The following is a 24,682-nucleotide window of genomic DNA, read 5'->3' on the forward strand; positions in this document are numbered from 1 at the left end:
TGAACGGTTTTGACGGCCACCGCGGCAGGCGGAGGCCGCTCTTCTTCCACGAGGAAAGCGCAATGGTTCTTTGTTCGGTGTGGTGCGGCGCGTTTGAGAGGGTGCCGGCATGACGCTCGCGTTGTTCGCCGCGTTTTGGGCGGTGTCGATTCTGTTGGTGATCACGCCGGGTATGGATTGGGCTTATGTGATCTCGGCGGGCATTCGCGGCCGCGTGGTGGTACCCGCCGTCGCCGGCTTGCTGTTCGGCCACCTGCTGATGATTGCGATCGTGGTGGCGGGCGTCGGCGCGCTGCTGGTCGGCAACCCGCTGGCGCTGACGGCGCTCACCTTGCTGGGGGCGGCTTACCTGCTGTGGATCGGCTTCAACATGCTGCTGCACCCGCCGGTGCCGGGCGCCGGCGAGGATCAGCGTTCCGACTCCTGGCTGCGCTGGGCCGGCAAGGGCGTGTGCGTCAGCGGTCTGAACCCCAAGGTGTTTCTGCTGTTTCTGGCGCTGCTGCCGCAGTTTACCGACGCCCGGGCCGCATGGTCGGTGCCGATGCAGATGCTGGCGTTGGGCGTCGTGCATTTGATCAGCTGCGGCCTGGTGTATCTGTTGGTGGGGTTTGGTTCACAGTCGGTGCTGCGCACGCGTCCGCAGGCCGCGAAGGTGGTGGGGCGCATTTCCGGCGCGGCGATGATCCTCATCGCCCTCGGGCTGCTGGCCGAGCAGGCGCTGAAATAGCGGTTTGAACAGCCCGCTTGCGCGGGCCTGGCGCTATCAGTCTCTGACCGCGAGCAGCACCGATGAGGCCTTGATCAGCGCGATGGCGCGCGAGCCGTTCTTCAGCGCCATTTCCTGCAGGCTTTCATTGGTGATCACCGACGTCAGCACAAAGCCGGCGTCCGTTTTGAGGTGGACGGTGCCGTTGACCGCGCCGTGCTCAACCGCAATGACTTCCCCGGCAAACTGGTTGCGAGCGGAAAAACGCAAGCCGCAATCCTCCGTCGCCAGGATCACCCAGGGCGCTTTAATCAGTGCGACGGCCTCTTTGCCGACGGTTAATCCCAGCGACTGTTGGCTTTGCACCGTCACGATGGCCACCAGTTTCTCACCGCCCGGCAGGGTGATCTCCACTTCGTCGTTGACGGCGCCTTTGGCGACGGAAGACACGGTACCGGCTAATTGGTTACGGGCTGAAACGGGCATAGATTCTCCTTGAAAGGGGCGAAAGGTAAAATTTGTCGCCCGGCATGCCCCTTGACCACTGTGCTTTCAATGGCGCGGGGAAAGAGGGGGAGCGGGGTGACTTGACTGAAAATTTAACGTCGATAGATGTCCGGCCGGGCGATCTGCCAGACAAAATCGGGGTTGTTGATGGCGGTGTAGCCCACTTTTTCGTAGAGCCAGGGAGCGGTGCTGGTGACCAGCATGACTCGTCGCAGTGTCGCCATCAGCGGATGGGCCTGGCAGCATTCCGTCAGCCACAGGCCCAACCCGCTTTTTTGATGCGTCTCCAGCACGTACACGTCGCACAGATAGCCGAAGGTGGCGTAATCGGTGACCAGCCGGGCGAAGCCGATCTGCCTGGCGTCGTGATACAAACCGAAGCACAGGCTGTGGGCGAGGGACTGGCGGACGGTCTCTTTGTCGATCCCTTCCGCCCAGGACGAACGGGTCAGAAATGCATGAATGGCGTCGAGATCCAGCAGGGCGGGATCGGTACTGACGAGATAGTCTGCACGCTGCCAGACCAGTGGGGAAGGTATTGCCATGGTATTCCTTCTCTGTTCGTTAATGAATCACTATTGGCGGTGGACCAAACCGGTGATCAGATCCAGCGCGTCGTCCGCCGCCGCGACCTCGCTTTCGCTGAGCGCCTGCCGCTCGATGAAACCTTCGATAGCTTCCAATAGGGAGAAGACGCTGATTTCATCCCCTATCTTCACGACCTCACAGACGCCACGCCCAATCGCCAGGCAGATCGCTTCATCAAATTCAAACGGCTTGTTGTTCATCTCTCCCCCAACCGCATCTGGGATTATGTTGGCCATGCTACCGGTTTTTTTCCGGCGACTGTCTGACGAAAATCTCATTTCTTTTCGCTGATGCCGAATGGTTCACGATCGCGTGCATTGGCGAAATTCTGATTTCCTGCCGGCGGTCAAATTTCCCTTGTGAGCACCGTGACGGCGCGGTATTGTCGCCAAATGACGACAATACCGCCTCATTGTTCGTACAAGAAATTCATGACGTTATCATCCCTTCATCCCGCTGCCGTGCGGGATTTTTTTATGAGGTTTATCTCAAAGTGCGGATAACCTCGACGCGATCGCTTGCCATGTTCTGGGAATAATCCTAGCTTGAAATAGTCATTTAGGGTTAGCAATCCCTCATGACCTCCTTGTAATACTTGATGCACCAGAACGTTTTCTCCCCCGCCCTGGCGGGGGTTTTTAACGGCGTGCATCGAAAAAGGCTATCAACGTAAGAACCGACAGAGTTCGTGGCGATAATCACTTTAAGCATCAAGGGACGGGACAATGAAAAATGATCTGGCGGCGGCAATCGCGATCGGCTGTGTGTTGTTGTTCGCATTGGCGGTCGGTTCGCCTCTCTCCATCAGTACCTCGCTGTAATCTTCAGCGGCCCCTCCCGGGGCCGTTCACCGGCGTCTGCGGATTTTTGCGCCGATCGCCTGCCCGCGCGATAAAATCAGCCAAATCGCTGTTGATGTATGGCGAACTTTGGGTACTCTGAGTGCTTTGCACCCCCGCGTGCGCCCGTTCTATCTATGCTTTAACCAGGCCCGTCACAGGAATCGTCATGCCCGCCCGTCAAATCTCGAGGAGCCCGCTCTGATGCTGGAGATGTTATTACAGTGGTACCGCCGCCGTTTCACCGATCCGCAGGCTATCGCGCTGCTGGTGATTCTGGTCGCCGGCTTCCTCATTCTTTATTTTCTGCACGGCATTCTGACCCCGCTGCTGGTTGCCATCGTACTGGCCTATCTGCTGGAATGGCCGACCGCGCGCCTGCAGCGCATCGGCTGTTCGCGCACCTGGGCGGCGAGCATCATGCTGCTGGTGTTCGCGGGCGTCGCCATGCTGCTGGTGTTCGTCGTCGCGCCGACCGCCTGGCAGCAGGGCATCAATCTGATGAGCGATCTGCCGGGCATGCTCAATCAGTTCTATAACTTCGCCGCGACGCTGCCGAAGCGTTATCCGGCGTTGGTGGATGCCGGCATCATCGACATGATGGCGGAAAACTTGCGCAGCCGGTTGTCCGGCATGGGCGAATCGGTGGTGAAATTCTCGCTGGCATCGCTGGTCGGCCTGCTGACGCTGGCTATCTATCTGATCCTGGTGCCGATGATGATGTTCTTCCTGTTGAAGGACAAAGAGCAACTGCTGAACGCGGTGCGCCGCGTGCTGCCGCGCAATCGCGGTCTGGCCGGCCAGGTTTGGAACGAGATGAATCAACAGATCACCAACTACATCCGCGGCAAGGTGCTGGAGATGGTGATTGTCGGCGTGGCGACCTACCTGGTGTTCGCCGTGCTGGACATGCGCTACTCGCTGCTGTTGGCGGTGTTGGTGGGCTTCTCGGTGTTGATCCCCTACATCGGCGCGGTGCTGGTCACCATACCGGTGGTGGTGGTGGCGCTGTTCCAGTGGGGCGTCGGCGCCGATTTCTGGACGCTGATCGTCGCCTATCTGGTGGTGCAGGGACTGGACGGCAACCTGCTGGTGCCGATTTTGTTCTCCGAGGCGGTCAACCTGCATCCGCTGGTGATTATCCTGTCGGTGATCGTGTTCGGCGGCATGTGGGGCTTCTGGGGGGTGTTTTTCGCCATACCGCTGGCGACGCTGGTGAAGGCGGTGATCCACGCCTGGCCGGATGAACTGCGGGTGGAACTGGAAGACAAGGCCGACTGACCGGGGAGAGACGAAGCGCAGCAGGCGCTGCGCTTCGTGAGGATTACTGCTGCAGGTAGCTCAGCACGATGTCGTGGTGATTGGTGGTTTTGAAGTCATCAAACACTTTTTCAATCTTGCCGTTACCGTCGATCAGGAAGCTGATGCGGTGAATGCCGTCGTAGGTCTTGCCCATGAAGGTTTTCTCGCCCCACACGCCAAACTGTTGCGACACCTGATGATCTTCATCAGACAACAGCGTGAAGTTGAGCAGCTCCTTTTCGGCGAAGCGCGACAGTTTTTCCGGCTTGTCGGTGCTGATGCCCAGCACTTCGACGCCGACCTTTTTCAATTCTTCCATGTTGTCCCGCAGGCCGCAGGCTTGCACGGTGCAGCCCGGCGTCATCGCCTTCGGATAGAAATAGACCAATACTCGCTGTCCCTGGAAGTCGGCCAAATTAATTTCCTCACCGTCCTGGTCAGGCAAACTAAATTTCGGCGCTGTGTCACCGGCTTTCAATGGGCTCATCACTACTCTCCATCTTTTTCATCATGCTGTGGATAGTTCACCACGCTAATACTGCCTTGCGCGTTCAATTCTGTACATAGGCGATGGAAGGCTTGCTCAATATTTGAGGCGTCCCGATCGCCGGAGCTGTGGGCGGTGATTTGGATATACAGCTGCGGCGGCAGGTCGCCGTCCGCCGGCTGCGTGCGCGATACCAGCTCGGCGATGTTCATCTGGCTGGAGTCGAACAGATCGGTAAAACGTTCGATGATGTGCGGCGAGTCCTTCACTTCAACCTGTACCCACACCGTGGCCGGCATCGGCGGCCTTTCGTGCGAGTTTGTGCGTTTCATCACGATCAGCAGCTCCAGCTCCGCGCCTTTTTGCGGCAGGGTGGATTCGATCAGGGTGATGGCGTTCCAGCTGCCGGACAGCAGCATGATGAACGTGAACTCCTCTCCCAGCATGGCCAGACGGCTATCTTCGATATTGCATCCGCAACTGCTGACGTGGCGGGTGATGGTATTGACGATTCCGGGGCGGTCGGCGCCGAGCGCGGTAATCACGAGATAGTGTTCGTCTGACTGAGGCAAAATGGCGCTTCCTGTCGTGCTTAATGGGGTTACCATGGTAAACATAAAAAAAACCGCCTGCCAAGCGCTTACAACGCGGTTGTGCGCTTGCTTTTGGATAGGCAGCAAAAGTACCATGAGTGACTTGTTTGTGGAGGGGACGGCCAATGTTTACGGGAAGTATTGTTGCACTGGTTACGCCGATGGACGACAAAGGTGCTGTCGATCGCGCGAGCCTAAAAAAATTGATCGATTATCATGTAGCCAGTGGCACCGCGGCGATCGTTTCCGTAGGGACCACCGGCGAGTCCGCAACGCTTGCCCATGACGAGCACGTTGACGTGGTGCTGCAGACGCTGGAGCTGGCCGACGGCCGCATCCCGGTGATCGCCGGCACCGGCGCCAACGCCACCGCCGAAGCCATCGCGCTCACCACCCGCTTCGCCAACACCGGCGTGGTGGGCTGTCTGACGGTGACGCCGTACTACAATAAGCCGACGCAGGAAGGGCTGTATCAGCACTTCAAGGCGATCGCCGAGAGCACCGAGCTGCCGCAGATCCTGTACAACGTGCCTTCGCGCACTGGCTGCGACATGCTGCCGCCGACCATCGCTCGGCTGGCGAAAATCAAGAATATTGTTGCTGTAAAAGAAGCGACGGGGAACTTAAGTCGCGTTAGTCAGATCCAAGTGCTGGTTGACGATGAAGACTTCATTTTGCTGAGCGGCGACGACGCCAGCGGGCTGGACTTCATGCAACTGGGCGGCAAAGGGGTGATTTCCGTGACGGCCAACGTGGCCGCGCGCGAGATGGCGCAACTTTGCGCGCTGGCGGCGCAGGGCAAATTTGCCGAAGCGCGCCGCTTAAATCAGCGCTTGATGCCGTTGCATCAGGATCTATTTGTAGAAGCAAACCCAATTCCGGTGAAGTGGGCCTGTAAGGCGTTGGGATTGATGGCAACCGATACGCTGCGTCTGCCGATGACGCCGTTGAGCGAAGCCGCCCGCCCGGTGGTGGAGCGCGCGCTGAAAAGCGTCGGTTTGCTGTAACTCTAAGGGAAATTTGATGGCTTATTCATTGCAAAAGTCGACGGTAGCAAAAGTAGTGGGCATCTCTTTGGTGATGATGCTGGCGGCCTGCAGCAGCGATCAGCGCTACAAGCGCCAGGTCAGCGGCGACGAGGCTTACCTCGACGCGGCTCCGCTCAAGGCGCTGAACGCGCCGTCCGGCATGATCCTGCCGGTGCAGAGCGGCAACTATGACGTTCCCGCCACGACGCTGCAAGGCAACGTCGGCAAGCAACTGGACATTCGTCCGCCGGTGCAGCCGTTGGCGCTGCTGAGCGGTTCGCGCGCGCAGTACGCCGGCGACAGCGGCACGCTGCTGCTGGAAAACAGCCCGCAGAACCAGAACCTGTGGTCGCGCGTGGTCAGCCTGCTGCAGGCGAAGAACATCGCGATCGCTTCCCGCCAGGACGCCGGTCAGACCCTGACCACCGACTGGGTGAAGTGGAACCGTCTGGACGAAGACAACCAGTACGAAGGCCGTTATCAGATCAGCGTGCAGCAACAGGGCTACCAGCAGGCGCTGGTGGTGAAAAGCGTTGGCCTGCAGCAGCAGGGCAAGACCGAGCAGGTGACCGATCAGTCTGAGATCCAGCGCTACAACGGCATGATGATCAACACCCTGATCGAAGGCCTGGACAAGCAGGACAACCTGGCGAGCAGCCAGACGGCCAGCCGTTTCGGCGCGTTGGATGTGCAGAGCGGCGCCGATGACACCGGCCTGCCGATGCTGGTGGTGCGCGGCCCGTACACCGTAGTGTGGGATCGCCTGCCGGCGGCGCTCGAAAAACTGGGGATGAAAGTGGGTGACCGCAGCCGTCCGCAGGGCACCGTCGCCGTGACCTACAAGTCCCTGAGCAGCAGCGATTGGGATGCGTTGGGCGTCAAGGATCCTGAACTGGCGGAAGGCGATTACAAACTGCAGGTCGGCGATCTCAACAACCGCACCAGCCTGCAATTTATCGATCCGAAAGGCAAACCGCTCACCCAGTCGAAAAACGACGCACTGGTGGCGGCATTCCAGTCTGCCTTCAGTAAAACCAGCGTTAAATAATCAAAAAGGGGCCTCGGCCCCTTTTTGTTTTGTCTATACGGTATCGTTTGCGTCGCAGGTTTGGCACAATAGTGTCCGGCACGCCAAAGAATTCATTAGGTCAATTCTATACCCCCTAATTTCGGGCCGCGCTCGGGAGACAACGGGGATACATCACTGGAGTAAGTAAGATGCAAAAGCTAGCTGAGCTGTATCGCGGAAAGGCAAAAACCGTTTACACCACCGGGAATCCCGATCTGTTGGTGTTGGAGTTCCGCAACGATACGTCAGCACTGGATGGTCAGCGCATTGAGCAGTTCGATCGCAAAGGCATGGTGAACAACAAGTTCAACCATTTCATCATGAGCAAACTGGAAGAAGCCGGCATCCCGACCCAGATGGAGCGTCTGCTGTCCGACAACGAAGTGCTGGTGAAGAAACTGGACATGGTGCCGGTGGAATGCGTGATCCGCAACCGCGCCGCCGGTTCGCTGGTGAAGCGTCTGGGCATCGAAGAAGGTCTGGTGCTGAACCCGCCGCTGTTCGATCTGTTCCTGAAAAACGACGCCATGCACGATCCGATGGTCAACGAATCCTACTGCGAAACCTTCGGCTGGGTCAGCAAAGAGCATCTGGCACGCATGCGTGAGCTGAGCTACCGCGCCAACGAGGTATTGACCCAGCTGTTCGACGACGCCGGCCTGATCCTGGTCGACTTCAAGCTGGAATTCGGCCTGTTCAACGGCGAAGTGGTGCTGGGCGATGAGTTCTCGCCGGACGGCAGCCGCCTGTGGGACAAAAACACCCTGGACAAGATGGACAAAGACCGTTTCCGTCAAAGCCTGGGCGGCCTGATCGAAGCCTATGAAGAAGTGGCGCGCCGCATCGGCGTGAAGCTCGACTAAGCGTTGGCACCGCCATTCGGGGCGATCCGGCCGGATCGCCCCGCTATTCTGCGTTTTTCCAGAAAATTTCTACATTTCCTCAGCGGCAGACCATTTATAATGATGGATGCGAGATGACTAAAACCTATCCCACTCAGGCTTGAAGCTGCCTTTGCGCTTACGATCGCGGCGCAACTTCAACGAGCAGTGGAAATATCTGGAGTATATTTATGCGTTGGCAAGGGCGTCGGGAAAGTGACAATGTTGAGGATCGTCGCGGGCAATCTTCAGGTTTGGGCGGCGGTGGCGGCGGCTTTCGCGTGCCGCGCGGCAAGGGCGGAATTGTCATTCTGGTGGTGGTGCTGGTGGCCGGCTATTACGGTATCGATCTGTCACCGCTATTGAACGGCGGTAACGTCGCACCGCAGGGTCAACAGCAGAGCGCCAACATCAGTCCGAAAGATGATGAACTGGCCAAGTTCACCTCGGTGGTGCTGGCCTCGACCGAGGATAACTGGAAAGAGATTTTCCAGCGCATGGGCAAAACCTATCAACCGCCGAAGCTGGTGATGTACCGCGGCGTGACGCGCACCAGCTGCGGCACCGGTCAGGCGGCGATGGGGCCGTTCTACTGCCCGGGCGACAGAACGGTGTATATCGATCTGTCTTTCTATCAGGATATGAAGACCAAGCTGGGTGCCGGTGGTGATTTCGCCCAGGCCTATGTGGTGGCGCACGAAGTCGGCCACCACGTGCAGAACCTGTTGGGCATCGAGCCGAAGGTGCGCCAGATGCAGCAGGGCGCCAGCCAGGCGGAAGTAAACCGCCTGTCGGTGAAAATGGAACTGCAGGCGGACTGTTTTGCCGGCGTGTGGGGCAAATACGCCGAGAAGCAGCAGATGCTGGAAGAGGGCGACCTGCAGGCGGCGCTGAACGCCGCGCAGGCGATTGGCGACGATCGCCTGCAGCAGCAGAGCCAGGGGCGTGTGGTGCCGGACAGCTTCACCCACGGCACCTCGCAGCAGCGCTACACCTGGTTTAAACAGGGTTTCGACAGCGGCGATCCCAATACCTGCAACACCTTCGCATCCCGTTAACGCCTCAAGTGCCGGAGCCTGACTCCGGCATTTTTTTCGGATTGAGATAGCCTTATGTTACAGGCAGCGCAACAACTCATGCGGCGGCAGGGCATCCGGCGCCTGCTGGTGCTCAGCGGTGAGCCCGACTGGTGCCGCGAACAGGCGCAGCGACTGGCGGCGACGCTGCCGGGCGACTGGCCGTGGGTGGGGGAAAACCCGCCGCCCGGTCAGGCGGCTTTGGCGAGCGGCGCGGTGCGCCAATTGCTGGGGCAAGAGCGGCTGCACGCGGTGTTCGACGCCGGCCAGTCGCTGGACGTGGAAGCGTTGGCGGCGCTGTGCGGCGCGCTGCGCGCCGGCAGCTGGCTGCTGCTGCTGACGCCGCCATGGCGGCAATGGCCGCAGCAGCCGGACGGCGACAGCCTGCGCTGGAGCGATTGCCCGCAGCCGATCACCACTCCGCATTTCATTCACCATCTGCAGCACCATCTGGCTGACGACAGCGAAGTGACTGTCTGGCGGCAGGATGCGCCTCTGGCGCTGGCCGCGCTGCCGGCGCGCGCGGACTGGCGGCCGCCGGATGGCCAACCGACCGACGAACAACGGGCGATACTGACGACGCTGCTGCAGGCCGAATCCGGCGTATGGGTGTTGACCGCCGCCCGCGGCCGCGGCAAATCGACGCTGGCCGGCATGCTGGTGGCGCAGTCGCCGTTGATCTGCTGGATCACCGGGCCGAGCCGCGCCGCTACGCAGGTGGCTGGGGAATGGGCGCAGGGGCGCGCGCAGTTTTGGGCTCCCGATGCTTTGTTGGCGCAGTGCCGGGAGGGGGACGTCAGCGCCGTGGGGTGGCTGCTGGTGGATGAGGCGGCGGCGATCCCCGCGCCGCTGTTGCAGCAGCTGATCGGCTATTTCCCGCGCGTGCTGTTAACCACCACGGTGCAGGGCTATGAAGGTACCGGCCGTGGTTTTTTACTGAAATTTTGCGCTGAGCTGCCGTCCTACCAGCCACTGAGCCTGCAACAGCCGATGCGCTGGGCGCAGGGCGATGCGCTGGAGCGGGTAACGGACAATGCACTGTTGTTCAACGAATTGCCCGTCTGGCCGGCGGATGGCCAGGCGATCCATTACAGCCAGGCGGAACAGCCTGAGCTGTGTGCCGAGCCGCAGCGGCTGGCGCGCTTCTACGCGTTGCTGAGCAGCGCGCATTACCGCACCTCGCCGCTGGATTTGCGCCGGCTGATGGACGCGCCCGGCATGCATTTCGGGCTGGCGCAGGCCGGACTGGAGGTGGTCGGCGCCGTGTGGCTGGTGGACGAAGGCGGATTGAGCGCCGAGTTGGCGCACGAGGTGTGGGCCGGCCGGCGCCGGCCGCGCGGCAATCTGGTGGCGCAGTCGTTGGCGGCCCATGGCGGACAATGGTGGGCGCCGACGCTGCGCTCACGGCGCATTACCCGCATCGCGACGCTGCCGGCGTTGCGGCGACAGGGCATTGCGCGTCAGCTGGTCGAGCGGCAACGCCGCCAGGCGCAGGGGCTGGATTTTCTGTCGGTCAGCTTCGGCTATACCGAGCCGCTATGGCGCTTTTGGCAATCCTGCGGGTTCGAGCTGGTGCGCATCGGCAGCAAGCCGGAGGCCAGCAGCGGGTGCTATACCGCGATGGCCATCTTGCCCTTGAGCGAGCAAGGGGAGGCGCTGCGACATGCGGCGCACAAGCACCTGGCGCGCGACTGGCCCTGGCTGCGGCAGCGTGTCGAACTCGTGCTGGCGATCCCGGGCGATGACGGCGACACGTCGCTCGGCGAAGAGGACTGGCGCGAACTGGCCGGTTTCGCCTTCGCCCATCGGCCGCTCGAAGCCAGCCTGGGGGCGTTGCAGCGTTTGCTGTTGGCCAGCAATCTGCCGCTGCCTGCGCTGCGCGGTCACCTGCAACGGCGGCAATCTCCGGCGGCCTGCGCGGAGCTGGCGGGCGTCAACGGCCAGAAAGCCTTGCTGCGCCACTGGCGACACGAAACGGCGCAGGCGCTGGAGCAGCTGAATGCGCAGCACTGCCGCTACTGGCGCGACTGGTCGCAGTCGTTGCAATAAATTGAAGAACTCGCTCAATAAAACCCGATTTTCCCGATTTCTCAGCGGCGTATAGTAGTTGTCAGCGGTGCGGCGACGACTGTCGCTGCGCCAGATTTGATTACTATTAAGGAGTCATCGATGAAACATGAGCATTTCGTTGTCCAAAGCCCGGCAACCCCGGCGGCGCAGCTGATCTTGCTGTTTCACGGTGTCGGCGACAACCCGGTGGCGATGGGGGAGATCGGCCGCTATTTCGCCAAAGATTTTCCCCAGGCACAGGTGGTGAGCATCGGTGGCCCCGACGCTTTCGGCAACGGCGCCGGGCGCCAGTGGTTTTCGGTGCAGGATGTGACCGAAGAGAACCGAGCGGCGCGCATCGCTGAAGTGATGCCGCAGTTTGTGGCCGTGGTGCGCCATTGGCAGCAGCTGAGCGGCGTGGGCTATGCCGGTACTGCTCTGGTAGGGTTCTCGCAGGGGGCGATCATGGCGCTGGAGGCGTTGAAAGCCGAAACCCGGCTGGCCGGGCGCGTGGTGGCGTTCAGCGGGCGTTTCGCCCGGCTGCCTGAGCAGGCTTTCGGCGACAGCGTGGTGCATTTGATCCACGGCGAGGAGGATGCGGTGATCGCGGTGCAACACGCTCACGCGGCGGCAGATGCGTTACGGGCCAACGGCGTGGATTTCACGCTGGACGTGGAAGAGAACGTCGGGCATGCGATCAATCAGGACATGATGAACGCCGCGTTGGAAAGGCTGCATTACTATGTGCCGCAGCGCTACTGGGACGAGGCGTTGTCCGGCAAGCGCGGCGAGCTGATCGCCTTCCGTTAAAAACTCAGGGCGCCGATGAGCGCCCTGTTGTCATTTCTTTTTCGGCCAGTCGTCTTCGTCATCCCACTGGGCGTTGTTGTCGCGGTGCGGCGGTATCTCCGGCTTGTTGGCCAGATAGCTTTTGACGTCAACGCGGCGCAGTTCCTTGATGCCGCTGACGACCATCCCCACCAGAACCAGCAGGATAATCCACCAGTAATCAGCTAACCATTGCATAGCTACTCCTTTCCTTCACTGCGTATGAAACGCGAAAAAATCGATGGCAGATGGCGTTCGAGCCATTCGGCACCGGCGACCTCCTTGTCTTGCCAGGCCGCCAGCAACAGCGCTGGGGTCAGCAAATGTTCGGCCTCTTGCGCCAGCGGCCGGTAGCTCAGATGCCACGGCTCCACCGCCACGCCGCCGCAGTCTTCGGTAAAGGGGCGGTAGAAACCGAACTCGGCCATATGCGCCGTCAGCCATTGGTTGAGCGGCGCAAAATAACCGCCTTCCTCATATTCCCATGGCTCCAGCTGCAGCTTTTGCCCTTCCGGCAGCAGCGACGGGTCGTACACGTCCAGATCGCTGCCCCAGTGGTGGCGGCTGGCGCCCGGCAGGGCCGACCAGCGCAGGATTGCCTCACAGCGCTCGGCGGCGGACAGCGGCGCGACGTCGATCGGCCGGCTGTCCTTATCTAATACTGGCCGCTGGCCGCAGAATTTGCCATTCCAGATAGCCAGTTGCCGATCGAAATCGCGGAAGGTGCTGGCGGGCTGGAGATCGAATCCCGCCGCGCGCGCCGCCTGTTGCATCGCCAGGAAGGCGCTGGCCGCCTGCGGCTGCAGCCGATGGTTGCCGCTCAGCGGCGTCAGATGTTCGGTCGAGCGGCCAGTGAGCATCTCTGCGGTGATCATGCGACCAATTGCTCCATGATGCGTTGATACATGCGGCTCAGCAGCTGCAGATCCGCGGCGTTGACGCATTCGTTGACCTTGTGGATGGTGGCGTTGACCGGCCCCAGCTCCACCACCTGCGCGCCCATTTGCGCGATGAAGCGGCCATCGGAGGTGCCGCCGGTGGTCAGCAGCTGCGGCGTCAATTCTGAATAGTGCTCGACGGCGTTGACCACCGCATCCACCAGCGCGCCGCGCGAGGTGAGGAAGGGTTGGCCGGACAGGCGCCATTCGATGCTGTAATTCAGCTGATGGCGTTCCAGCAGCTCTTCCACGCGCTGTTTGATCATCGCATCGGTGAGTTCGGTGCTGAAACGGAAGTTGAACTGCACATAAAGATCGCCCGGGATCACGTTGTTGCTGCCGGTGCCGGCCTGCACGTTGGCGATCTGCATGCTGGTCGGCGGGAAGAACTCGTTGCCGCGATCCCATTCGATCGCCACCAGTTCATTCAGCGCCGGCATGGCGCGGTGCACCGGGTTGTCCGCCAGATGCGGATAGGCAACGTGCCCCTGTACGCCGTGGATATGCAGGTTGGCGGTGATCGAACCGCGACGGCCGTTCTTCACCACGTCGCCGACGCGCTCGGTGCTGGACGGCTCACCGACCAGGCAGTAATCCAATCGCTCGTTGCGCGCCATCAGCGTTTCAACCACTTTAACCGTGCCGTGGGTGGCGCTGGCCTCTTCATCTGAGGTGATCAGAAAAGCCAGGCGGCCCTGATGATGCGGATTAGCGGCGACAAAGCGTTCCGCCGCCACTACCATCGCGGCCAATGACCCTTTCATGTCCGCTGCGCCACGGCCATACAGCATGCCGTCGCGGATCGTCGGTTCAAACGGCGGGTTATCCCAGCGTTTTTCATTGCCGGTCGGCACCACGTCGGTGTGCCCGGCGAACGCCAGGGTTTGTCCTTCGCCGCGCCATGCCCAGAAGTTTTGGGTGTCTTCGAAGTCCATCGCCTCGACGGTGAAGCCGATCGCCTGTAGACGTTCAATCATCAGCTGCTGGCAGCCTTCATCATTCGGGCTGAGAGAAGGGCGTTTGATCAACTGCTGGGCCAGTTCGATAACCGGGCAAGTCATACGGCAACCTCGGCAATAAATTGCTGATAAGCGTCGGCGTTGAAGCCGAGCAGGGCGCGCCCGTCGCCGGCGTCCAGCAGCGGGCGTTTGATGATAGCCGGCTGCGCCAGCATCAGCGCGATGGCGGCATCGGCGTTATCGCAGGCGTTGCGCTGCGCTTCATCCAGCTTGCGCCAGGTGGTGCCGCGAGTATTGAGCAGCGGCTCCCAGCCCAGTTGTGCGACGAAGCCGCGTAGCCGTTGTTCATCCAGGCCGTCGGCGCGGTAGTCGTGAAAATGATAGGTCACGCCCTGATCTTCCAGCCAGCGGCGGGCTTTTTTGATGGTGTCGCAGTTTTTGATGCCGTACATCGTCAGCGTTGTCTGTTGCGGTTTATTTGCCATGGCGTAAAGCTACCTGTCTCGTCGAGTCGATACTGAGCGGCGGGCGCGATCTTTGGCCCTCTCGCCGCCCGGCGATAGCAGAGATAATGCCAGTAAAGCAGCGACGAGATCCAGCAACGATGCGCCCGTAGTGCGATTGATGAGGCCGGCGACGCAGTTACATGGCTGCCTTCGCCGACGGCGCTAGTGAAAGGCGCCGGCGAAAGGCCCAGTCGTATGGACGGAGCTGAGGGAGAGAAGGCTACTCTTTATTTATTCTTATGTTTAAACGATCGGTTAAACACCGTACGCGGGTAATATGCAACAGCGGTTTTATTCGGCTGGCGCCGAGTTTTTTCATGATTCGCGATTTGTAATGATTGGCGGTTTTACTTTGGATATTCATGGCATGGCTGATGTCGCTCAGCGATTTTCCCGTCGACCATTCCGAGAGGAACAGCGACTCGCGCTGAGAGAGTTGCGGCGGCTCGGTATAGTGGCTGTAACGCTTATATAAGTCGCCGATCAGGTGGCTGAAGCGGCTCAATGATATAAGGTTTGATAATATAATGGTCTTTCTGTCGACAATAACCATTTCATGCGGACAGTCGGTGATAATGACTATTTTATAGGTGTTAGGGTTGGCATATTCGTCGCGGTAGCGCGCTTCAAAATTGTCGAGGGTGACATCGATAAAGCAGACCTTTTTGCGGTTAAAGCCGGCAGGCGCACGTTTTTCTCCCCAGGTTTGGGTGATAAGCTGCCGGATGCCGATGGCGGTATAGGTACACTCGCTGAAAATATCAATTTCCATTTTATTATAATCCTTTACTTTCTATTTCCCGGTGAGGATTGATATCTTAAAACATAAAAAAACAAATAATATAAATAATTTCATATTGAATTGATCTGGCGCCGCAGGCAGAGACGCCTCCTCGGACGCGGCAAGCAAGGTAAGCCTCATATACTACCATGATTTATAAAGAGTAAATTTTATTTTTAATCAATACTCTGCTCGGGAAACGCTCAACAGAATAGAAATCCTCTATTAATACCCCGAGGATTAAAAGGAATTAACATAGGGATTGGCTATCATTATTTTTTATTCGATCGTTTTTATCGATCGTCAAGGGTGGCAATCACTGCCTTAATGGGTTAATAACTAAGAAGTTTCTTGTTTTTACCGACGATAGCGGCTTTATTTTAATCGTTGGCTATGGAGATAAGGTAATGTCGCCAAAATTGACGCGAAGATAAATCTAAACAAAGAGAATGCGATGTTTTAAGCTGCGATCGGAACGCAAACGCAGTTGATTGATACGGAGAGTTGGCGTGAAAGAATACCATATCGAAATTTCCGATCGGGTAACATCGGAAATAACGTCCTGTATTGCGGACGGATTGGACCGTTTTAACGATGAATATATCGGCTACGGCGATCGCCAGCCGCTGGCGGTGGTGATAAAAGATCCCGACAGCGGTGAAGTCCTGGGCGGGATTACCGGACGATCCTCGCTGGGCTTGCTGTTTCTTGAGCTCTTTTATCTGCCGGAGGCGCTGCGCGGCGCGGGGGTGGGCAGCGAACTGTTGCGCCGTTTCGAGCAGGAAGGGCGCCGTCGGGGTTGTCTTTCCGCCGTGTTGTACACCATCAGTTTTCAGGCGCCGGGCTTTTATCAACGGCATGGCTGGCGGCGAATGGGGGAGGTGCCATGCCTGCCGCCGGGTACCAGCCGGGTGTTTATGACCAAAACGCTGTGATGCGCGCTTAACGCACGTAGCCCCCCTGTTGCAGACGCTGCAGGGAGGCGCCGTCCGCATACACCATGCCGGTGGTTAAATCGTGAAAGCCGTACTTCTTATAGAAAGCCAGTTTTTCCGGCACCGAATAGATGAATATCTTGCCGAGCGGCGCCAGATCTTGCATCACCCGATCCATCAACCGGCGCCCCAACCCCTGCCCCTGAAAGCGCGGATCGATCGCCACGTCGGCCAGATAGGCGACCGATGTCAGATCGCTGATGGCATGCGCAGTGGCTATCAGCTCATCGCCGATAAATCCCCAATAGCAAAACTGACTGTGCTGGTAAACGCGTTGCAGCGTATGAGGATCGCGTTTGCCCAGCCCGGCAGCCTCCAGCAATTCACACAGCTGTTGCCAGTCGACGGCGCGGCGGCTCATATCCGTGATGATTTCCATCGCTTTCCTCTAACCAATAAGACTGAGATCGGCGGCATAGTGCCGAATGGCGCGTTGATAACTGCGGATGTCGGCATCTGACGAGGTTTCCGCCAGCAGCAGCAACAGATCGGCCACGGCCTGTTTACCGTCCCCCAGGTTGTACCGGGTCATGGCGCGAAACAGCATCAGCTCTTTGGCCTGCGGGAACTCGCTCAGGCCGTCGTCGAAAGCGCGCAGCGAAGCCGGATATTCACCCAGAGCGCGGTAAGTGCTGCCGAGACCCAGCCAGGCTTCACGGCGCTGGGCGGACGGCAAATCGCGAGCCAGCGCCGCGAGGTAGTGGGGGATGGCCTGTTGCTCCAGGCCCTGCACGTCATACAGGCAGGCCAACTGAAAGTGCAGCGTTGCCGCTTCCGGCTCCTCCGCCAGTTGCCGTAATGCCAGCGCAGTGGCTTCCTGATAGCGCCCCTGCGTTTTTAACTCTAAGAGAGACAAAGAAGTGGACATGAACTGGGCTCCATTGGCGTATTTTTATACCTTTTACACGCTATCGTGGAGAAATTGATATCACAAGGGAATAGCTGCACTGCACATTGATCAGATAAATACGAAAATGTGCGCTAACCCCGGTTTTCGGGCCCGGCATCGTTCCCGTTTCCCTTCACATGGTCAAAAAACAGGCGTAGAATCCGCTTCGTCAAATAATTGAGGTTGTAAAGTATTATGGTTGATCGTGAATTAGGAAACTGGAAAGACTTCATTGATGAGATGTTGGGCAACTGACACAGCGTTGAAGCAGATGGCAAGGTTGAGTCATTGGAAAGTCACTGAAACACCTTGGGAACGAGATTATCGTTCGAAAAAAGCAGCATCGGTAACCCGACGCTGCTTTTTTTATGCGCCGCCGATCACTCGCCGGCGGCTGTTGTCGTGGTGGCCGGATGCGCTTTACCCGGGAATCGGCGCCGCACCAGCACAAAGAACAGTGGCACGAAGAAAATCGCCAGCAGGGTGGCGGAGATCATGCCGCCCATCACCCCGGTGCCGACCGCATGCTGGCTGCCGGAACCGGCGCCACTGCTGGTGGCCATCGGCAGCACGCCGAAGATGAACGCCAGTGAGGTCCTCAGGATCGGCCGCAGACGCATGCGTGACGCGTCGAGCGTTGCCGACATCAGATCCTGCCCTTTATGGTTCAGCTCATTGGCGAACTCGACGATCAGAATGGCGTTTTTCGCCGACAGCCCAATGATGGTCAACAGGCCGACCTGGAAATAGACGTCGTTCTCCAGCCCTCGCAACCAGGTGGCGGCGACCGCNTTTCGCCGACAGCCCAATGATGGTCAACAGGCCGACCTGGAAATAGACGTCGTTCTCCAGCCCTCGCAACCAGGTGGCGGCGACCGCGCCGATCACCCCCAGCGGCACCACCAGCATCACCGAGAACGGTATCGACCAGCTCTCGTACAGCGCCGCCAGGCACAGGAACACCACCAGCAGCGAGATGGCGTACAACGCCGGCGCCTGCGAGCCGGACAGCCGTTCCTGATAGGACATCGCCGTCCATTCCAGACCAAAGCCGGTCGGCAGTTGGCTGACCAGTTTCTCCATTTCCGCCATGGCGGTGCCGGTGCTGACGCCGTTGGCCGCCTCGCCGACAATCTCCAACGCCGAGCTGCCGTTATAACGCTCCAGCCGCGGCGAACCGTACTCCCAGTGTGAGGTGGCGAAGGCCGAGAACGGCACCATGCCGCCCGCGCTGTTGCGCACATACCATTTGTTGATGTCATCCGGCAGCATGCGGAACGGCGCCGCAGCCTGCACATAGACTTTTTTCACCCGGCCGCGATCGACGAAGTCGTTGACGTAGGTCGAGCCCCAGGCGGTGGAGAGGGTGTTGTTGATGTCGTCGATCGATACGCCCAGCGCCTGGGCCTTGCGCTGATCGATATCGATTTGCAGCTGCGGGCTGTCGTCCAGGCCGTTGTGGCGCACGCGCGACAGCAGCGGGTTTTGCGCCGCCAGCTGCAGCAGCTGATCGCGCGCCGCCATCAGCTTGGCGTGGCCGAGGCCGGCGTGGTCTTCCAACTCCATATCGAAGCCGGAGGAGTTGCCGAGGCCGGTGATAGCCGGCGGGCTGCTGGCGATCACCCGGGCTTCGTTAATCTTGTTGAATGCCAGCGTGGCGCGGTCGATGATGTCGAACGAGCTGTTGGCGCCCGAGGTGCGCAGATCCCAGTCTTTCAGCCGCACGAACAGGCGCGCCACGTTTTGGCCGTTGCCGCCGGGCCCGGAGCCGATGATGGCGAATACTGACAGCACGTCCTGTTTCTCTTCGGTGAGGAAATACTGCTCGACCTTTTCCACCACTTTGGAGGTTTGCTGCAGGGTCGATCCCGCCGGCAGCTGCACCTGCACGGTGAAGATGCCGCGGTCTTCCTGCGGCAGGAATGAGGTCGGCAGCTTGATGAACAGCAGCGCCATGCCGCCGAGCAGCAGCAGATAAATCACCATATAGCGGCCGCTGGCGTGCAGGATCCGCCCCACGCCGCGCTCATAGCGTTCGGCGTTGCGGTTGAACATGCGGTTGAACCAGCCGAAGAAGCCGCGCTTGCCGTGGTGATGGCCCTTGGCGAGCGGTTTTAGCAGCGTGGCGCACAGGGCCGGCGTCAGGATCATCGCCACCAGCACCGACAGCACCATGGCGGAAACGATAGTGATGGAGAACTGGCGATAGATGGCGCCGGTGGTGCCGCTGAAGAACGCCATCGGCACGAACACCGCCGACAGCACCAGCGCGATGCCGACCAGCGCGCTCTGGATCTGCCCCATGGATTTACGCGTGGCTTCACGCGGCGGCAGGCCTTCCTCGCTCATCACGCGTTCGACGTTCTCCACCCCCACGATGGCGTCGTCCACCAGCAGGCCGATCGCCAACACCATGGCGAACATGGTGAGAGTGTTGATGCTGAAGCCGCAGGCGGAAAGGATGGCGAAGGTACCCATCAGCACCACCGGCACGGCGATGGTGGGGATCAGCGTGGCGCGGAAGTTCTGCAGGAACAGATACATCACCAGGAACACCAGCAGGATGGCTTCCAGCAGCGTTTTCACCACGTCCTTGATCGAGGCTTTGACGAACGGGGTGGTTTCATAGGCCACTTTGGCCTCCAGCCCGTGCGGGAAGTATTGCGACAGCTCGGCGATCTTGTCCTTCACCAGTTGGTCGGTCTGCAGTTCGTTGGCGCCGGAGGCCAGCTTGATGTTCATGCCTGCGGCCTGCATGCCGTTGTAGCGGCTCAGGTAGTTGTAGTTCTCGCCGCCCAGCTCGACGGTGGCGACGTTGCCCAGCGTCACCAGCGACCCGTCCTGGTTGACGCGCAGAGTGATCTGGCGGAACTGCTCCGGCGTCTGGAGCTGCGACTGGGCGTTGATGGTGGCGTTCAGCGCCTGTTTATCGACCGACGGCGTGCCGCCCAGCTGGCCGACCGCCACCTGGGCGTTCTGCGACTGAATGGCTTTGACGACGTCCTGGGTGGTGAGCTGGTAGCTGTTGAGCTTGTTGGGATCGAGCCAGATGCGCATGGCGTATTGCGAACCGTACACGTCCATGCTGCCGACGCCGTTGATGCGGCTGAGCGGATCCTGCAGGTTGGAGACGATGTAATCGGCGATGTCCTGCTTGTCCATGCTGTTGTCGGTGGAGACGAACGCCACCATCATCAGCGTGGTATCGCCGGATTTGGAGACCGTGACCCCCTGATTCTGCACCGCCTGCGGCAGGCGTTTAATCGCCGCCTGCAGCTGGTTTTGCACCTGCTGCATCGCTTCGTTGGGATCGGTGCCGGCTTCGAAGGTCAGCGTGACGGTCGCCTGACCGGTATTGGTGCTCTGCGACGACATGTACATCATGTTGTCGAGCCCGGTCATATTCTGTTCAATGATCTGCGTGACGGTGTTTTCCAGCGTTTGCGCCGAAGCGCCTGGGTAAGTTGCGCTGATGCGCACGTTCGGCGGCGCTAAATTCGGGTATTGTTCCACCGGCAGAGAAAAAATCGCCAACGCCCCGGTCAGGCAAAGAATAATTGCCAGTACCCAGGCGAAAATCGGGCGATCAATAAAAAAATTGGCCATGCAGCGCGAACCTCGTTATGACTTGTTCTATCTTTAAAACGCATCAGAATTATACATTTCAGCGGCAGGGAAGGATTCCGGCGCTATTGCACTTTACTCGGGATAGCCGAGTAAAGCGTGGAGAAAAAAAGGAGATAGTGTAAATAACGGTAGCGGGAAGCCGCGTTGGCGCATTGGCGCCGGTTATTGCCGTCTATTAAGACATTTTTATTACTATCAAAGGCCTTGCGCGCCCCTTCGTCGCAGGGAACCGGAAAGTAAACCGGACTCACTTTACAGCAGGAGCTTGGCATGGGAATTAACCCGGTATTTGCCCGTCGGCTTTATTTGTGCTGGCTGATCAGCCACAGTGAGCGGCCCAATGTGCCGCGGTTGATGGCGCTGACCGGTTGGCCGCGCCGCACGTTGCAGGATGTGCTGAAGGCGCTGCCCGGCATGGGCGTCGAACTGCAGTTCGTGCAGCAGGGTGTGCGCAATAATGACGGCTTCTATCAGTTGGAAAGCTGGGGGCCGTTCAACAAGAGCTGGGTGCACCAGCATCATCAGGCGCTGCTCAGCGCCATCGAGTAAGCTGCCCCGGCGCACGGCCGGGGCGGGCGATCATTGGTTCTTCTGCTCCAGGTACATCACCGTCGCTGCCACGCGGGAACGCACGTCCAGCTTGCGCAGTATGTTGCGAATGTGCACTTTCACCGTTTCTTCAGAGATATGCAGCTGCGCTGCCACCTGCTTGTTGGACAGGCCGCGCGCCACTTCTTGCAACACGTCCAGCTCGCGTTCGGTCAGGGCGGCAAAGGGATTGCGCTGCTCGCCGCGTGCAAGCAGGTAATCCGCCATGGCGTCGCTGATCACATTCTGCCCTTCGGCGGCGGCGTTGATGTGTTCCAGCAGCAGCTCCGGTTCGCTGTCTTTCAGCAGGTAGCCATCGGCGCCGGCATCGATCAGCGCATACAGATCGCTGCGCGCGTCGGAGACCGTCAGCACGATGATGCGTGCGTCCACGCCTTCCTCACGCAGGGCCTGCAGCGTATCCAATCCGGACATGCCCTTCATGTTCAGATCCAACAAGATCACGTCCGGGGCGTGCTGCAGCGCCAGCGCAACCGCCTCGCTGCCGTTGCCGGCCTCCGCCACCACCTCAAATCGCGCATCCAGTCCCAGCAGTTGTTTGATGCCGCGCCGCATCAACGGATGATCGTCAACGATCATGACTTGGTATTGCTTCATCACCATGAAATATGCTCCCTGTAGCAAGTAAAGCCACTCAAACGCGCCCTACGGCGTGCTTCACAGTGGGACTGTCTCTTCAAAAATAGCGGCAATCTGCGCCGAAAACCTGATCGGGCGGCATTCCGGCTGGCGGCAACCGTAACGCAAGGTGAACAGCCGCGAGGTCAGGGCGGAAAGGTCAGGCAGACCGCCGTGCCGCCGCTGCTTCTGCGCCGGATACGCAGCGTTCCTCCCAATCGCGCTGCACGTTCGCTCATGATGGTCAAACCATAATGTCCTTCCGGCTCCTCCAGGCTGGCGATGCCACAACCGTCGTCGGTAATGCTGAATAGGTTGTCGCCCGCGGCGTTGACCTCGCAACAAACCACGATTTCGTCCGCCCCGGCGTGCTTGACGGCGTTGAGCACCGCCTCGCGCACGATCTGCAGCGCGTGCACCTGCTGCTGGGCGTTGAGCGCCTGCGATGACAGCCGACAGTGTAACTGAATCCGTGCGGTGGTTAGAGCCTTTAATGGCTGCAACAGCTGCTCCAGCGCGGCGTTCAGATCCGCCTCCTGAATGTTGAGGCGGAAGGTGGCCAGCAATTCTCGCAACTGGCGATAGGCATCGGCCAGCGTGCGATCGAAATCGTCGATGATCGTCTGCTCCGCCGGCCGATCGGCGGTGCGCCTGAGCAGCGTCAGCTGGATGCGCAGGAATGACAGCGTCTGCGCCAGCGAATCGTGCAGCTCGCGGGCGATGGTCGCGCGCTCTTCCATCAACAGCAAATACTGGTGCTGCTTCTGCGCCCGGTTGAAGTAGACGCCGCGGCCCAGCATGTTGGCCAGGCTTTGCATCAGTTGAGGATGTGGCGGGTGCGCTTCGGGCTGCCAGCGCAGCTCGCCCAGCGGTTTTTCGCCCTGGGTGATCGGCAGCGCATCCCAGGCTTGCGTCGGCGCCGCTTCTCCTTCGCTCAGTTGCCACTGGCCATGATCGTCCACGACGTTCAGCCGGATGCAGCGCAGCCGTTCACTGTGGCGCACGATGCGCAGCACATTTTCGAACGCCTGCTGATCGATCTGGCGCACGCTCAGCGCTTGCGAACAGCGATACAGCACCTCCAGCGTTTCGTTGGCCTGCTGCAGACGCTGGGTCTTTTCCTGTACTTTCAGCTCCAGCGACTGATAAAGCCGGGCCAGTTCGTCCGACATGGCGCTGAAGGTTTGCGACAGCACGCCGAGTTCGTTCGGCAACGCCACGTCCAGCGGCGGGTGGCTGAAATCGCGTTGCTGCACGCGCTGGCTGGCGTCGACCAGATGCTGCAGCGGCGCAACCACCTGGCGGCGCATAAAGCGGATGCAGAACAACACCAGCCCGATGATGGCGGCGTAGCCCAGTATGCTGACGACGGCCACCAGGCTCAGTTTCAACTCGGAATAGCGCTGCAGGGCGGAAACGAAATGATCGACGCGGTTGACGTGGCCGGCGACCTCCGCCCGGTAGGCGGCCGCTTGTCCGTCGCGGATTTGCCGCTCCATCGTTTGCCACGCTTGCTGCAGCCCCAGATAATGATCGCGCACCTCGGCGGGCACGTAGAAGCGCGTCAGCTTGTGCAGCGCTGGCGCCTGCAAAGACTGCCGGTACTGCTGCAGATGCAGCTCCAGCTCGGCGCTCTGCCGGTCGAGATCGTAGGCCAATCGATAGCTTTGCATGCGCAGCGAACCGGCGATATTGATCGCTTCTGCGTCGCTCTGGCTGCCGGCGACGGCGGTCAACGCCAACCCGGTGGCGAGCACCGACAGTATCACGATGCCGAACAACGCCCTGGCCAGGCTGCCGGTCACGGTACGTTTAACAAGCAATCAAGGATCCTTCTCTCTCAGGTGAGGCGCTTCGCCAGTTTCATTCGAAAGCAAAACTATAACTTTTGCAACTAAAATGCACCGCGATTTGTATCAAGTTGTCAACAAAACGGGAACAATTGTCGTTGCACAATCAAATGAATAGCAAAATGCCCGCTGTTTTTCGGCGGCGGGTCGATTTCCTCTGGCGATTTGTCTTTGGGGGGCGAATCGCACTGGGTTTTATGCAATGTAATGCGTCTGGGCTCGACTTATTTTTCATTATTTTAAGCGATATTAAGTCCCGACTTGGCTGGCGGGACGCGGTACGATTTTTGTTGCAAATAGCCTGCCGCTGCGTGGCGTAATCGCGGTATGATTTTCAGGTTGCAACCAAGGGAAAAGGGTCATGTCGTCGAAAATTGAGAATGTGAAGAAAGAGCTGCTGTCGGACAACTGGTATGTGCTGCACAAGTATACGTTCGATCTGAAACGCAAAAACGGCGGTTCGGTACAGCAGATGCGCGAGGTCTACGATCGCGGCAACGGCGCCACCATTTTGCTGTACAACCGCGCCAAGGGCACGGTGGTGCTGACCAACCAGTTCCGCATGCCGACCTATGTCAACGGCAACGAGAGCGGCATGCTGCTCGAGGCCTGCGCCGGCCTGCTGGACGCCGATTCGCCGGAGCAGTGCGCGCGCCGCGAAGCGGTAGAGGAGACCGGTTTCCAGGTGGGCGAGGTCAAGAAAATCTTCGAAGCCTACATGTCGCCGGGCGGCGTGACCGAGATCGTGCACTTCTTTATCGCCGAATACCATGACGATGAGCGTCGTGCGGCCGGCGGCGGCATTGAAGATGAAGATATTGAGGTGATCGAGTTGCCGTTCAGCGAAGCGGTGGCGATGATCGCCGATGGCCGGATTAAAGACGGCAAGACCATCATGCTGCTGCAGTATTTGCAGATTCATCGGGTGATGGAATAAAAAAAAGCCGGTCATGATGA

General features: G+C 59.5%; 26 protein-coding genes and 1 pseudogene. 12 read left to right on the forward strand and 15 right to left on the reverse strand.

Annotation, left to right across the window (positions count from 1 at the left end; all coding sequences use genetic code 11):
- Positions 1–109: 109 nt before the first annotated feature.
- Entirely contained in the window at positions 110–727 is a 618-nt protein-coding gene (locus GKN89_RS18990; RefSeq protein ID WP_154747548.1) for a LysE family translocator, read from the forward strand.
- Positions 728–763: 36 nt separating this feature from the next.
- Here the strand turns inward: GKN89_RS18990 and GKN89_RS18995 are convergent, their stop codons facing one another.
- The 3 genes from GKN89_RS18995 to GKN89_RS19005 all read right to left on the reverse strand — a co-directional run bounded on the left by GKN89_RS18995 (position 764) and on the right by GKN89_RS19005 (position 2,001).
- Entirely contained in the window at positions 764–1,192 is a 429-nt protein-coding gene (locus GKN89_RS18995) for a molybdopterin-binding protein (RefSeq protein WP_063919858.1), read from the reverse strand.
- Between the two features lie 113 nt (positions 1,193–1,305).
- Positions 1,306–1,758: a GNAT family N-acetyltransferase gene (locus GKN89_RS19000; protein ID WP_019453897.1), complete on the reverse strand. Its 453-nt coding sequence runs from the start codon at positions 1,756–1,758 to the stop codon at positions 1,306–1,308.
- A 30-nt stretch (positions 1,759–1,788) separates the two neighbouring features.
- The gene (locus GKN89_RS19005) at positions 1,789–2,001 is read right to left on the reverse strand and encodes a hypothetical protein (RefSeq protein ID WP_019453896.1); all 213 of its coding nucleotides are present in this window, start codon (positions 1,999–2,001) and stop codon (positions 1,789–1,791) included.
- 843 nt (positions 2,002–2,844) lie between these two features.
- On the opposite strand from GKN89_RS19005, the gene GKN89_RS19010 reads away from it, so the two are divergent.
- Positions 2,845–3,921 carry an AI-2E family transporter gene (locus GKN89_RS19010; RefSeq protein ID WP_019453894.1) on the forward strand — a complete coding sequence of 359 codons (1,077 nt, stop codon included), beginning with the start codon at positions 2,845–2,847 and terminating at the stop codon, positions 3,919–3,921.
- A gap of 43 nt (positions 3,922–3,964) precedes the next feature.
- Here GKN89_RS19010 and bcp read toward each other — a convergent pair whose 3' ends face one another.
- Together bcp and GKN89_RS19020 are read right to left on the reverse strand one after the other, a co-directional pair.
- Positions 3,965–4,429, reverse strand: a complete 465-nt coding sequence (gene bcp, locus GKN89_RS19015) for a thioredoxin-dependent thiol peroxidase (RefSeq protein ID WP_019453893.1) — start codon at positions 4,427–4,429, stop codon at positions 3,965–3,967.
- A 2-nt stretch (positions 4,430–4,431) separates the two neighbouring features.
- On the reverse strand, positions 4,432–5,037 hold the full coding sequence (locus GKN89_RS19020; RefSeq protein WP_369795937.1) for a glycine cleavage system transcriptional repressor: 606 nt from the start codon (positions 5,035–5,037) through the stop codon (positions 4,432–4,434).
- A 110-nt stretch (positions 5,038–5,147) separates the two neighbouring features.
- On the opposite strand from GKN89_RS19020, the gene dapA reads away from it, so the two are divergent.
- The 6 genes from dapA (at position 5,148) to ypfH (ending at position 11,935) form a co-directional block, all read left to right on the forward strand.
- The gene (gene dapA, locus GKN89_RS19025) at positions 5,148–6,029 is read left to right on the forward strand and encodes a 4-hydroxy-tetrahydrodipicolinate synthase (RefSeq protein ID WP_029988781.1); all 882 of its coding nucleotides are present in this window, start codon (positions 5,148–5,150) and stop codon (positions 6,027–6,029) included.
- A gap of 16 nt (positions 6,030–6,045) precedes the next feature.
- Positions 6,046–7,098: an outer membrane protein assembly factor BamC gene (bamC, locus tag GKN89_RS19030; protein ID WP_019453890.1), complete on the forward strand. Its 1,053-nt coding sequence runs from the start codon at positions 6,046–6,048 to the stop codon at positions 7,096–7,098.
- A 170-nt stretch (positions 7,099–7,268) separates the two neighbouring features.
- The gene (purC, locus tag GKN89_RS19035; protein WP_154747549.1) at positions 7,269–7,982 is read left to right on the forward strand and encodes a phosphoribosylaminoimidazolesuccinocarboxamide synthase; all 714 of its coding nucleotides are present in this window, start codon (positions 7,269–7,271) and stop codon (positions 7,980–7,982) included.
- 209 nt (positions 7,983–8,191) lie between these two features.
- Positions 8,192–9,058, forward strand: a complete 867-nt coding sequence (locus tag GKN89_RS19040; protein WP_043140420.1) for a neutral zinc metallopeptidase — start codon at positions 8,192–8,194, stop codon at positions 9,056–9,058.
- Between the two features lie 54 nt (positions 9,059–9,112).
- Positions 9,113–11,125, forward strand: a complete 2,013-nt coding sequence (locus GKN89_RS19045) for a tRNA(Met) cytidine acetyltransferase TmcA (protein ID WP_154747550.1) — start codon at positions 9,113–9,115, stop codon at positions 11,123–11,125.
- A 120-nt stretch (positions 11,126–11,245) separates the two neighbouring features.
- A complete protein-coding gene (gene ypfH, locus GKN89_RS19050; RefSeq protein ID WP_154747551.1) occupies positions 11,246–11,935 on the forward strand; it encodes an esterase in 690 nt (229 codons plus the stop codon).
- A gap of 30 nt (positions 11,936–11,965) precedes the next feature.
- Here the strand turns inward: ypfH and GKN89_RS19055 are convergent, their stop codons facing one another.
- From GKN89_RS19055 to GKN89_RS19075, 5 genes are all read right to left on the reverse strand, one after another.
- The gene (locus GKN89_RS19055; RefSeq protein ID WP_004941720.1) at positions 11,966–12,151 is read right to left on the reverse strand and encodes a YpfN family protein; all 186 of its coding nucleotides are present in this window, start codon (positions 12,149–12,151) and stop codon (positions 11,966–11,968) included.
- A gap of 2 nt (positions 12,152–12,153) precedes the next feature.
- Positions 12,154–12,828 carry a M15 family metallopeptidase gene (locus GKN89_RS19060; RefSeq protein WP_154747552.1) on the reverse strand — a complete coding sequence of 225 codons (675 nt, stop codon included), beginning with the start codon at positions 12,826–12,828 and terminating at the stop codon, positions 12,154–12,156.
- Positions 12,825–13,952 carry a succinyl-diaminopimelate desuccinylase gene (gene dapE / locus GKN89_RS19065; protein ID WP_154747553.1) on the reverse strand — a complete coding sequence of 376 codons (1,128 nt, stop codon included), beginning with the start codon at positions 13,950–13,952 and terminating at the stop codon, positions 12,825–12,827. Before dapE ends, GKN89_RS19060 begins: the two co-directional genes overlap by 4 nt.
- Positions 13,949–14,335, reverse strand: coding sequence for an ArsC family reductase (locus tag GKN89_RS19070; RefSeq protein WP_154747554.1), 387 nt, complete (start codon positions 14,333–14,335; stop codon positions 13,949–13,951). Before GKN89_RS19070 ends, dapE begins: the two co-directional genes overlap by 4 nt.
- Before the next feature lie 241 nt (positions 14,336–14,576).
- Positions 14,577–15,128 (reverse strand): LuxR C-terminal-related transcriptional regulator, encoded by a 552-nt coding sequence (locus tag GKN89_RS19075; protein ID WP_019453882.1) that lies wholly within the window; start codon positions 15,126–15,128, stop codon positions 14,577–14,579.
- A gap of 518 nt (positions 15,129–15,646) precedes the next feature.
- On the opposite strand from GKN89_RS19075, the gene GKN89_RS19080 reads away from it, so the two are divergent.
- The gene (locus GKN89_RS19080) at positions 15,647–16,072 is read left to right on the forward strand and encodes a GNAT family N-acetyltransferase (RefSeq protein ID WP_063919852.1); all 426 of its coding nucleotides are present in this window, start codon (positions 15,647–15,649) and stop codon (positions 16,070–16,072) included.
- Between the two features lie 7 nt (positions 16,073–16,079).
- On the opposite strand, the gene GKN89_RS19085 is transcribed toward GKN89_RS19080, so the two are convergent.
- On the reverse strand, positions 16,080–16,511 hold the full coding sequence (locus GKN89_RS19085) for a GNAT family N-acetyltransferase (protein WP_154747556.1): 432 nt from the start codon (positions 16,509–16,511) through the stop codon (positions 16,080–16,082).
- 9 nt (positions 16,512–16,520) lie between these two features.
- The gene (locus tag GKN89_RS19090; protein ID WP_019453879.1) at positions 16,521–17,000 is read right to left on the reverse strand and encodes a tetratricopeptide repeat protein; all 480 of its coding nucleotides are present in this window, start codon (positions 16,998–17,000) and stop codon (positions 16,521–16,523) included.
- A gap of 216 nt (positions 17,001–17,216) precedes the next feature.
- Between GKN89_RS19090 and ypfM the strand changes: the two genes are divergently transcribed.
- Positions 17,217–17,276, forward strand: coding sequence for a protein YpfM (gene ypfM / locus GKN89_RS19095; protein ID WP_100396732.1), 60 nt, complete (start codon positions 17,217–17,219; stop codon positions 17,274–17,276).
- Positions 17,277–17,401: 125 nt separating this feature from the next.
- On the opposite strand, the pseudogene acrD reads toward ypfM, so the two are convergent.
- A pseudogene (acrD, locus tag GKN89_RS19100) lies at positions 17,402–20,627 on the reverse strand (multidrug efflux RND transporter permease AcrD).
- Between the two features lie 291 nt (positions 20,628–20,918).
- On the opposite strand from acrD, the gene GKN89_RS19105 reads away from it, so the two are divergent.
- Positions 20,919–21,197, forward strand: coding sequence for a helix-turn-helix domain-containing protein (locus GKN89_RS19105; protein WP_004941750.1), 279 nt, complete (start codon positions 20,919–20,921; stop codon positions 21,195–21,197).
- A gap of 30 nt (positions 21,198–21,227) precedes the next feature.
- Here the strand turns inward: GKN89_RS19105 and GKN89_RS19110 are convergent, their stop codons facing one another.
- Both GKN89_RS19110 and narQ read right to left on the reverse strand, forming a co-directional pair.
- Positions 21,228–21,860, reverse strand: coding sequence for a response regulator (locus GKN89_RS19110; protein ID WP_154747557.1), 633 nt, complete (start codon positions 21,858–21,860; stop codon positions 21,228–21,230).
- A gap of 161 nt (positions 21,861–22,021) precedes the next feature.
- Positions 22,022–23,698, reverse strand: coding sequence for a nitrate/nitrite two-component system sensor histidine kinase NarQ (narQ, locus tag GKN89_RS19115; protein ID WP_019453876.1), 1,677 nt, complete (start codon positions 23,696–23,698; stop codon positions 22,022–22,024).
- A 388-nt stretch (positions 23,699–24,086) separates the two neighbouring features.
- Here narQ and nudK point away from each other — a divergent pair, with 388 nt between their 5' ends.
- Positions 24,087–24,662: a GDP-mannose pyrophosphatase NudK gene (nudK, locus tag GKN89_RS19120; RefSeq protein WP_019453874.1), complete on the forward strand. Its 576-nt coding sequence runs from the start codon at positions 24,087–24,089 to the stop codon at positions 24,660–24,662.
- The last annotated feature ends 20 nt before the right edge of the window (positions 24,663–24,682 follow it).

Source organism: Serratia sp. YC16, from assembly GCF_009707615.1.
Classification (GTDB): Bacteria; Pseudomonadota; Gammaproteobacteria; order Enterobacterales; family Enterobacteriaceae; genus Serratia; species Serratia surfactantfaciens.

Bases quoted from the DNA above. Each gene is read 5' to 3' on its own strand.
- GKN89_RS18995 (WP_063919858.1), bottom strand. From the start codon at position 1,192: ATGCCCGTTTCAGCCCGTAACCAATTAGCCGGTACCGTGTCTTCCGTC.
- GKN89_RS19085 (WP_154747556.1), bottom strand. From the start codon at position 16,511: ATGGAAATCATCACGGATATGAGCCGCCGCGCCGTCGACTGGCAACAG.
- GKN89_RS19055 (WP_004941720.1), bottom strand. From the start codon at position 12,151: ATGCAATGGTTAGCTGATTACTGGTGGATTATCCTGCTGGTTCTGGTG.
- ypfH (WP_154747551.1), top strand. From the start codon at position 11,246: ATGAAACATGAGCATTTCGTTGTCCAAAGCCCGGCAACCCCGGCGGCG.
- GKN89_RS19000 (WP_019453897.1), bottom strand. From the start codon at position 1,758: ATGGCAATACCTTCCCCACTGGTCTGGCAGCGTGCAGACTATCTCGTC.
- GKN89_RS19090 (WP_019453879.1), bottom strand. From the start codon at position 17,000: ATGTCCACTTCTTTGTCTCTCTTAGAGTTAAAAACGCAGGGGCGCTAT.
- GKN89_RS19010 (WP_019453894.1), top strand. From the start codon at position 2,845: ATGCTGGAGATGTTATTACAGTGGTACCGCCGCCGTTTCACCGATCCG.
- GKN89_RS19040 (WP_043140420.1), top strand. From the start codon at position 8,192: ATGCGTTGGCAAGGGCGTCGGGAAAGTGACAATGTTGAGGATCGTCGC.
- GKN89_RS19045 (WP_154747550.1), top strand. From the start codon at position 9,113: ATGTTACAGGCAGCGCAACAACTCATGCGGCGGCAGGGCATCCGGCGC.
- GKN89_RS19070 (WP_154747554.1), bottom strand. From the start codon at position 14,335: ATGGCAAATAAACCGCAACAGACAACGCTGACGATGTACGGCATCAAA.
- GKN89_RS19110 (WP_154747557.1), bottom strand. From the start codon at position 21,860: ATGGTGATGAAGCAATACCAAGTCATGATCGTTGACGATCATCCGTTG.
- GKN89_RS19060 (WP_154747552.1), bottom strand. From the start codon at position 12,828: ATGATCACCGCAGAGATGCTCACTGGCCGCTCGACCGAACATCTGACG.
- GKN89_RS19005 (WP_019453896.1), bottom strand. From the start codon at position 2,001: ATGAACAACAAGCCGTTTGAATTTGATGAAGCGATCTGCCTGGCGATT.
- GKN89_RS18990 (WP_154747548.1), top strand. From the start codon at position 110: ATGACGCTCGCGTTGTTCGCCGCGTTTTGGGCGGTGTCGATTCTGTTG.
- dapA (WP_029988781.1), top strand. From the start codon at position 5,148: ATGTTTACGGGAAGTATTGTTGCACTGGTTACGCCGATGGACGACAAA.
- purC (WP_154747549.1), top strand. From the start codon at position 7,269: ATGCAAAAGCTAGCTGAGCTGTATCGCGGAAAGGCAAAAACCGTTTAC.
- dapE (WP_154747553.1), bottom strand. From the start codon at position 13,952: ATGACTTGCCCGGTTATCGAACTGGCCCAGCAGTTGATCAAACGCCCT.
- bamC (WP_019453890.1), top strand. From the start codon at position 6,046: ATGGCTTATTCATTGCAAAAGTCGACGGTAGCAAAAGTAGTGGGCATC.
- GKN89_RS19105 (WP_004941750.1), top strand. From the start codon at position 20,919: ATGGGAATTAACCCGGTATTTGCCCGTCGGCTTTATTTGTGCTGGCTG.
- GKN89_RS19075 (WP_019453882.1), bottom strand. From the start codon at position 15,128: ATGGAAATTGATATTTTCAGCGAGTGTACCTATACCGCCATCGGCATC.
- bcp (WP_019453893.1), bottom strand. From the start codon at position 4,429: ATGAGCCCATTGAAAGCCGGTGACACAGCGCCGAAATTTAGTTTGCCT.
- GKN89_RS19020 (WP_369795937.1), bottom strand. From the start codon at position 5,037: ATGGTAACCCCATTAAGCACGACAGGAAGCGCCATTTTGCCTCAGTCA.
- nudK (WP_019453874.1), top strand. From the start codon at position 24,087: ATGTCGTCGAAAATTGAGAATGTGAAGAAAGAGCTGCTGTCGGACAAC.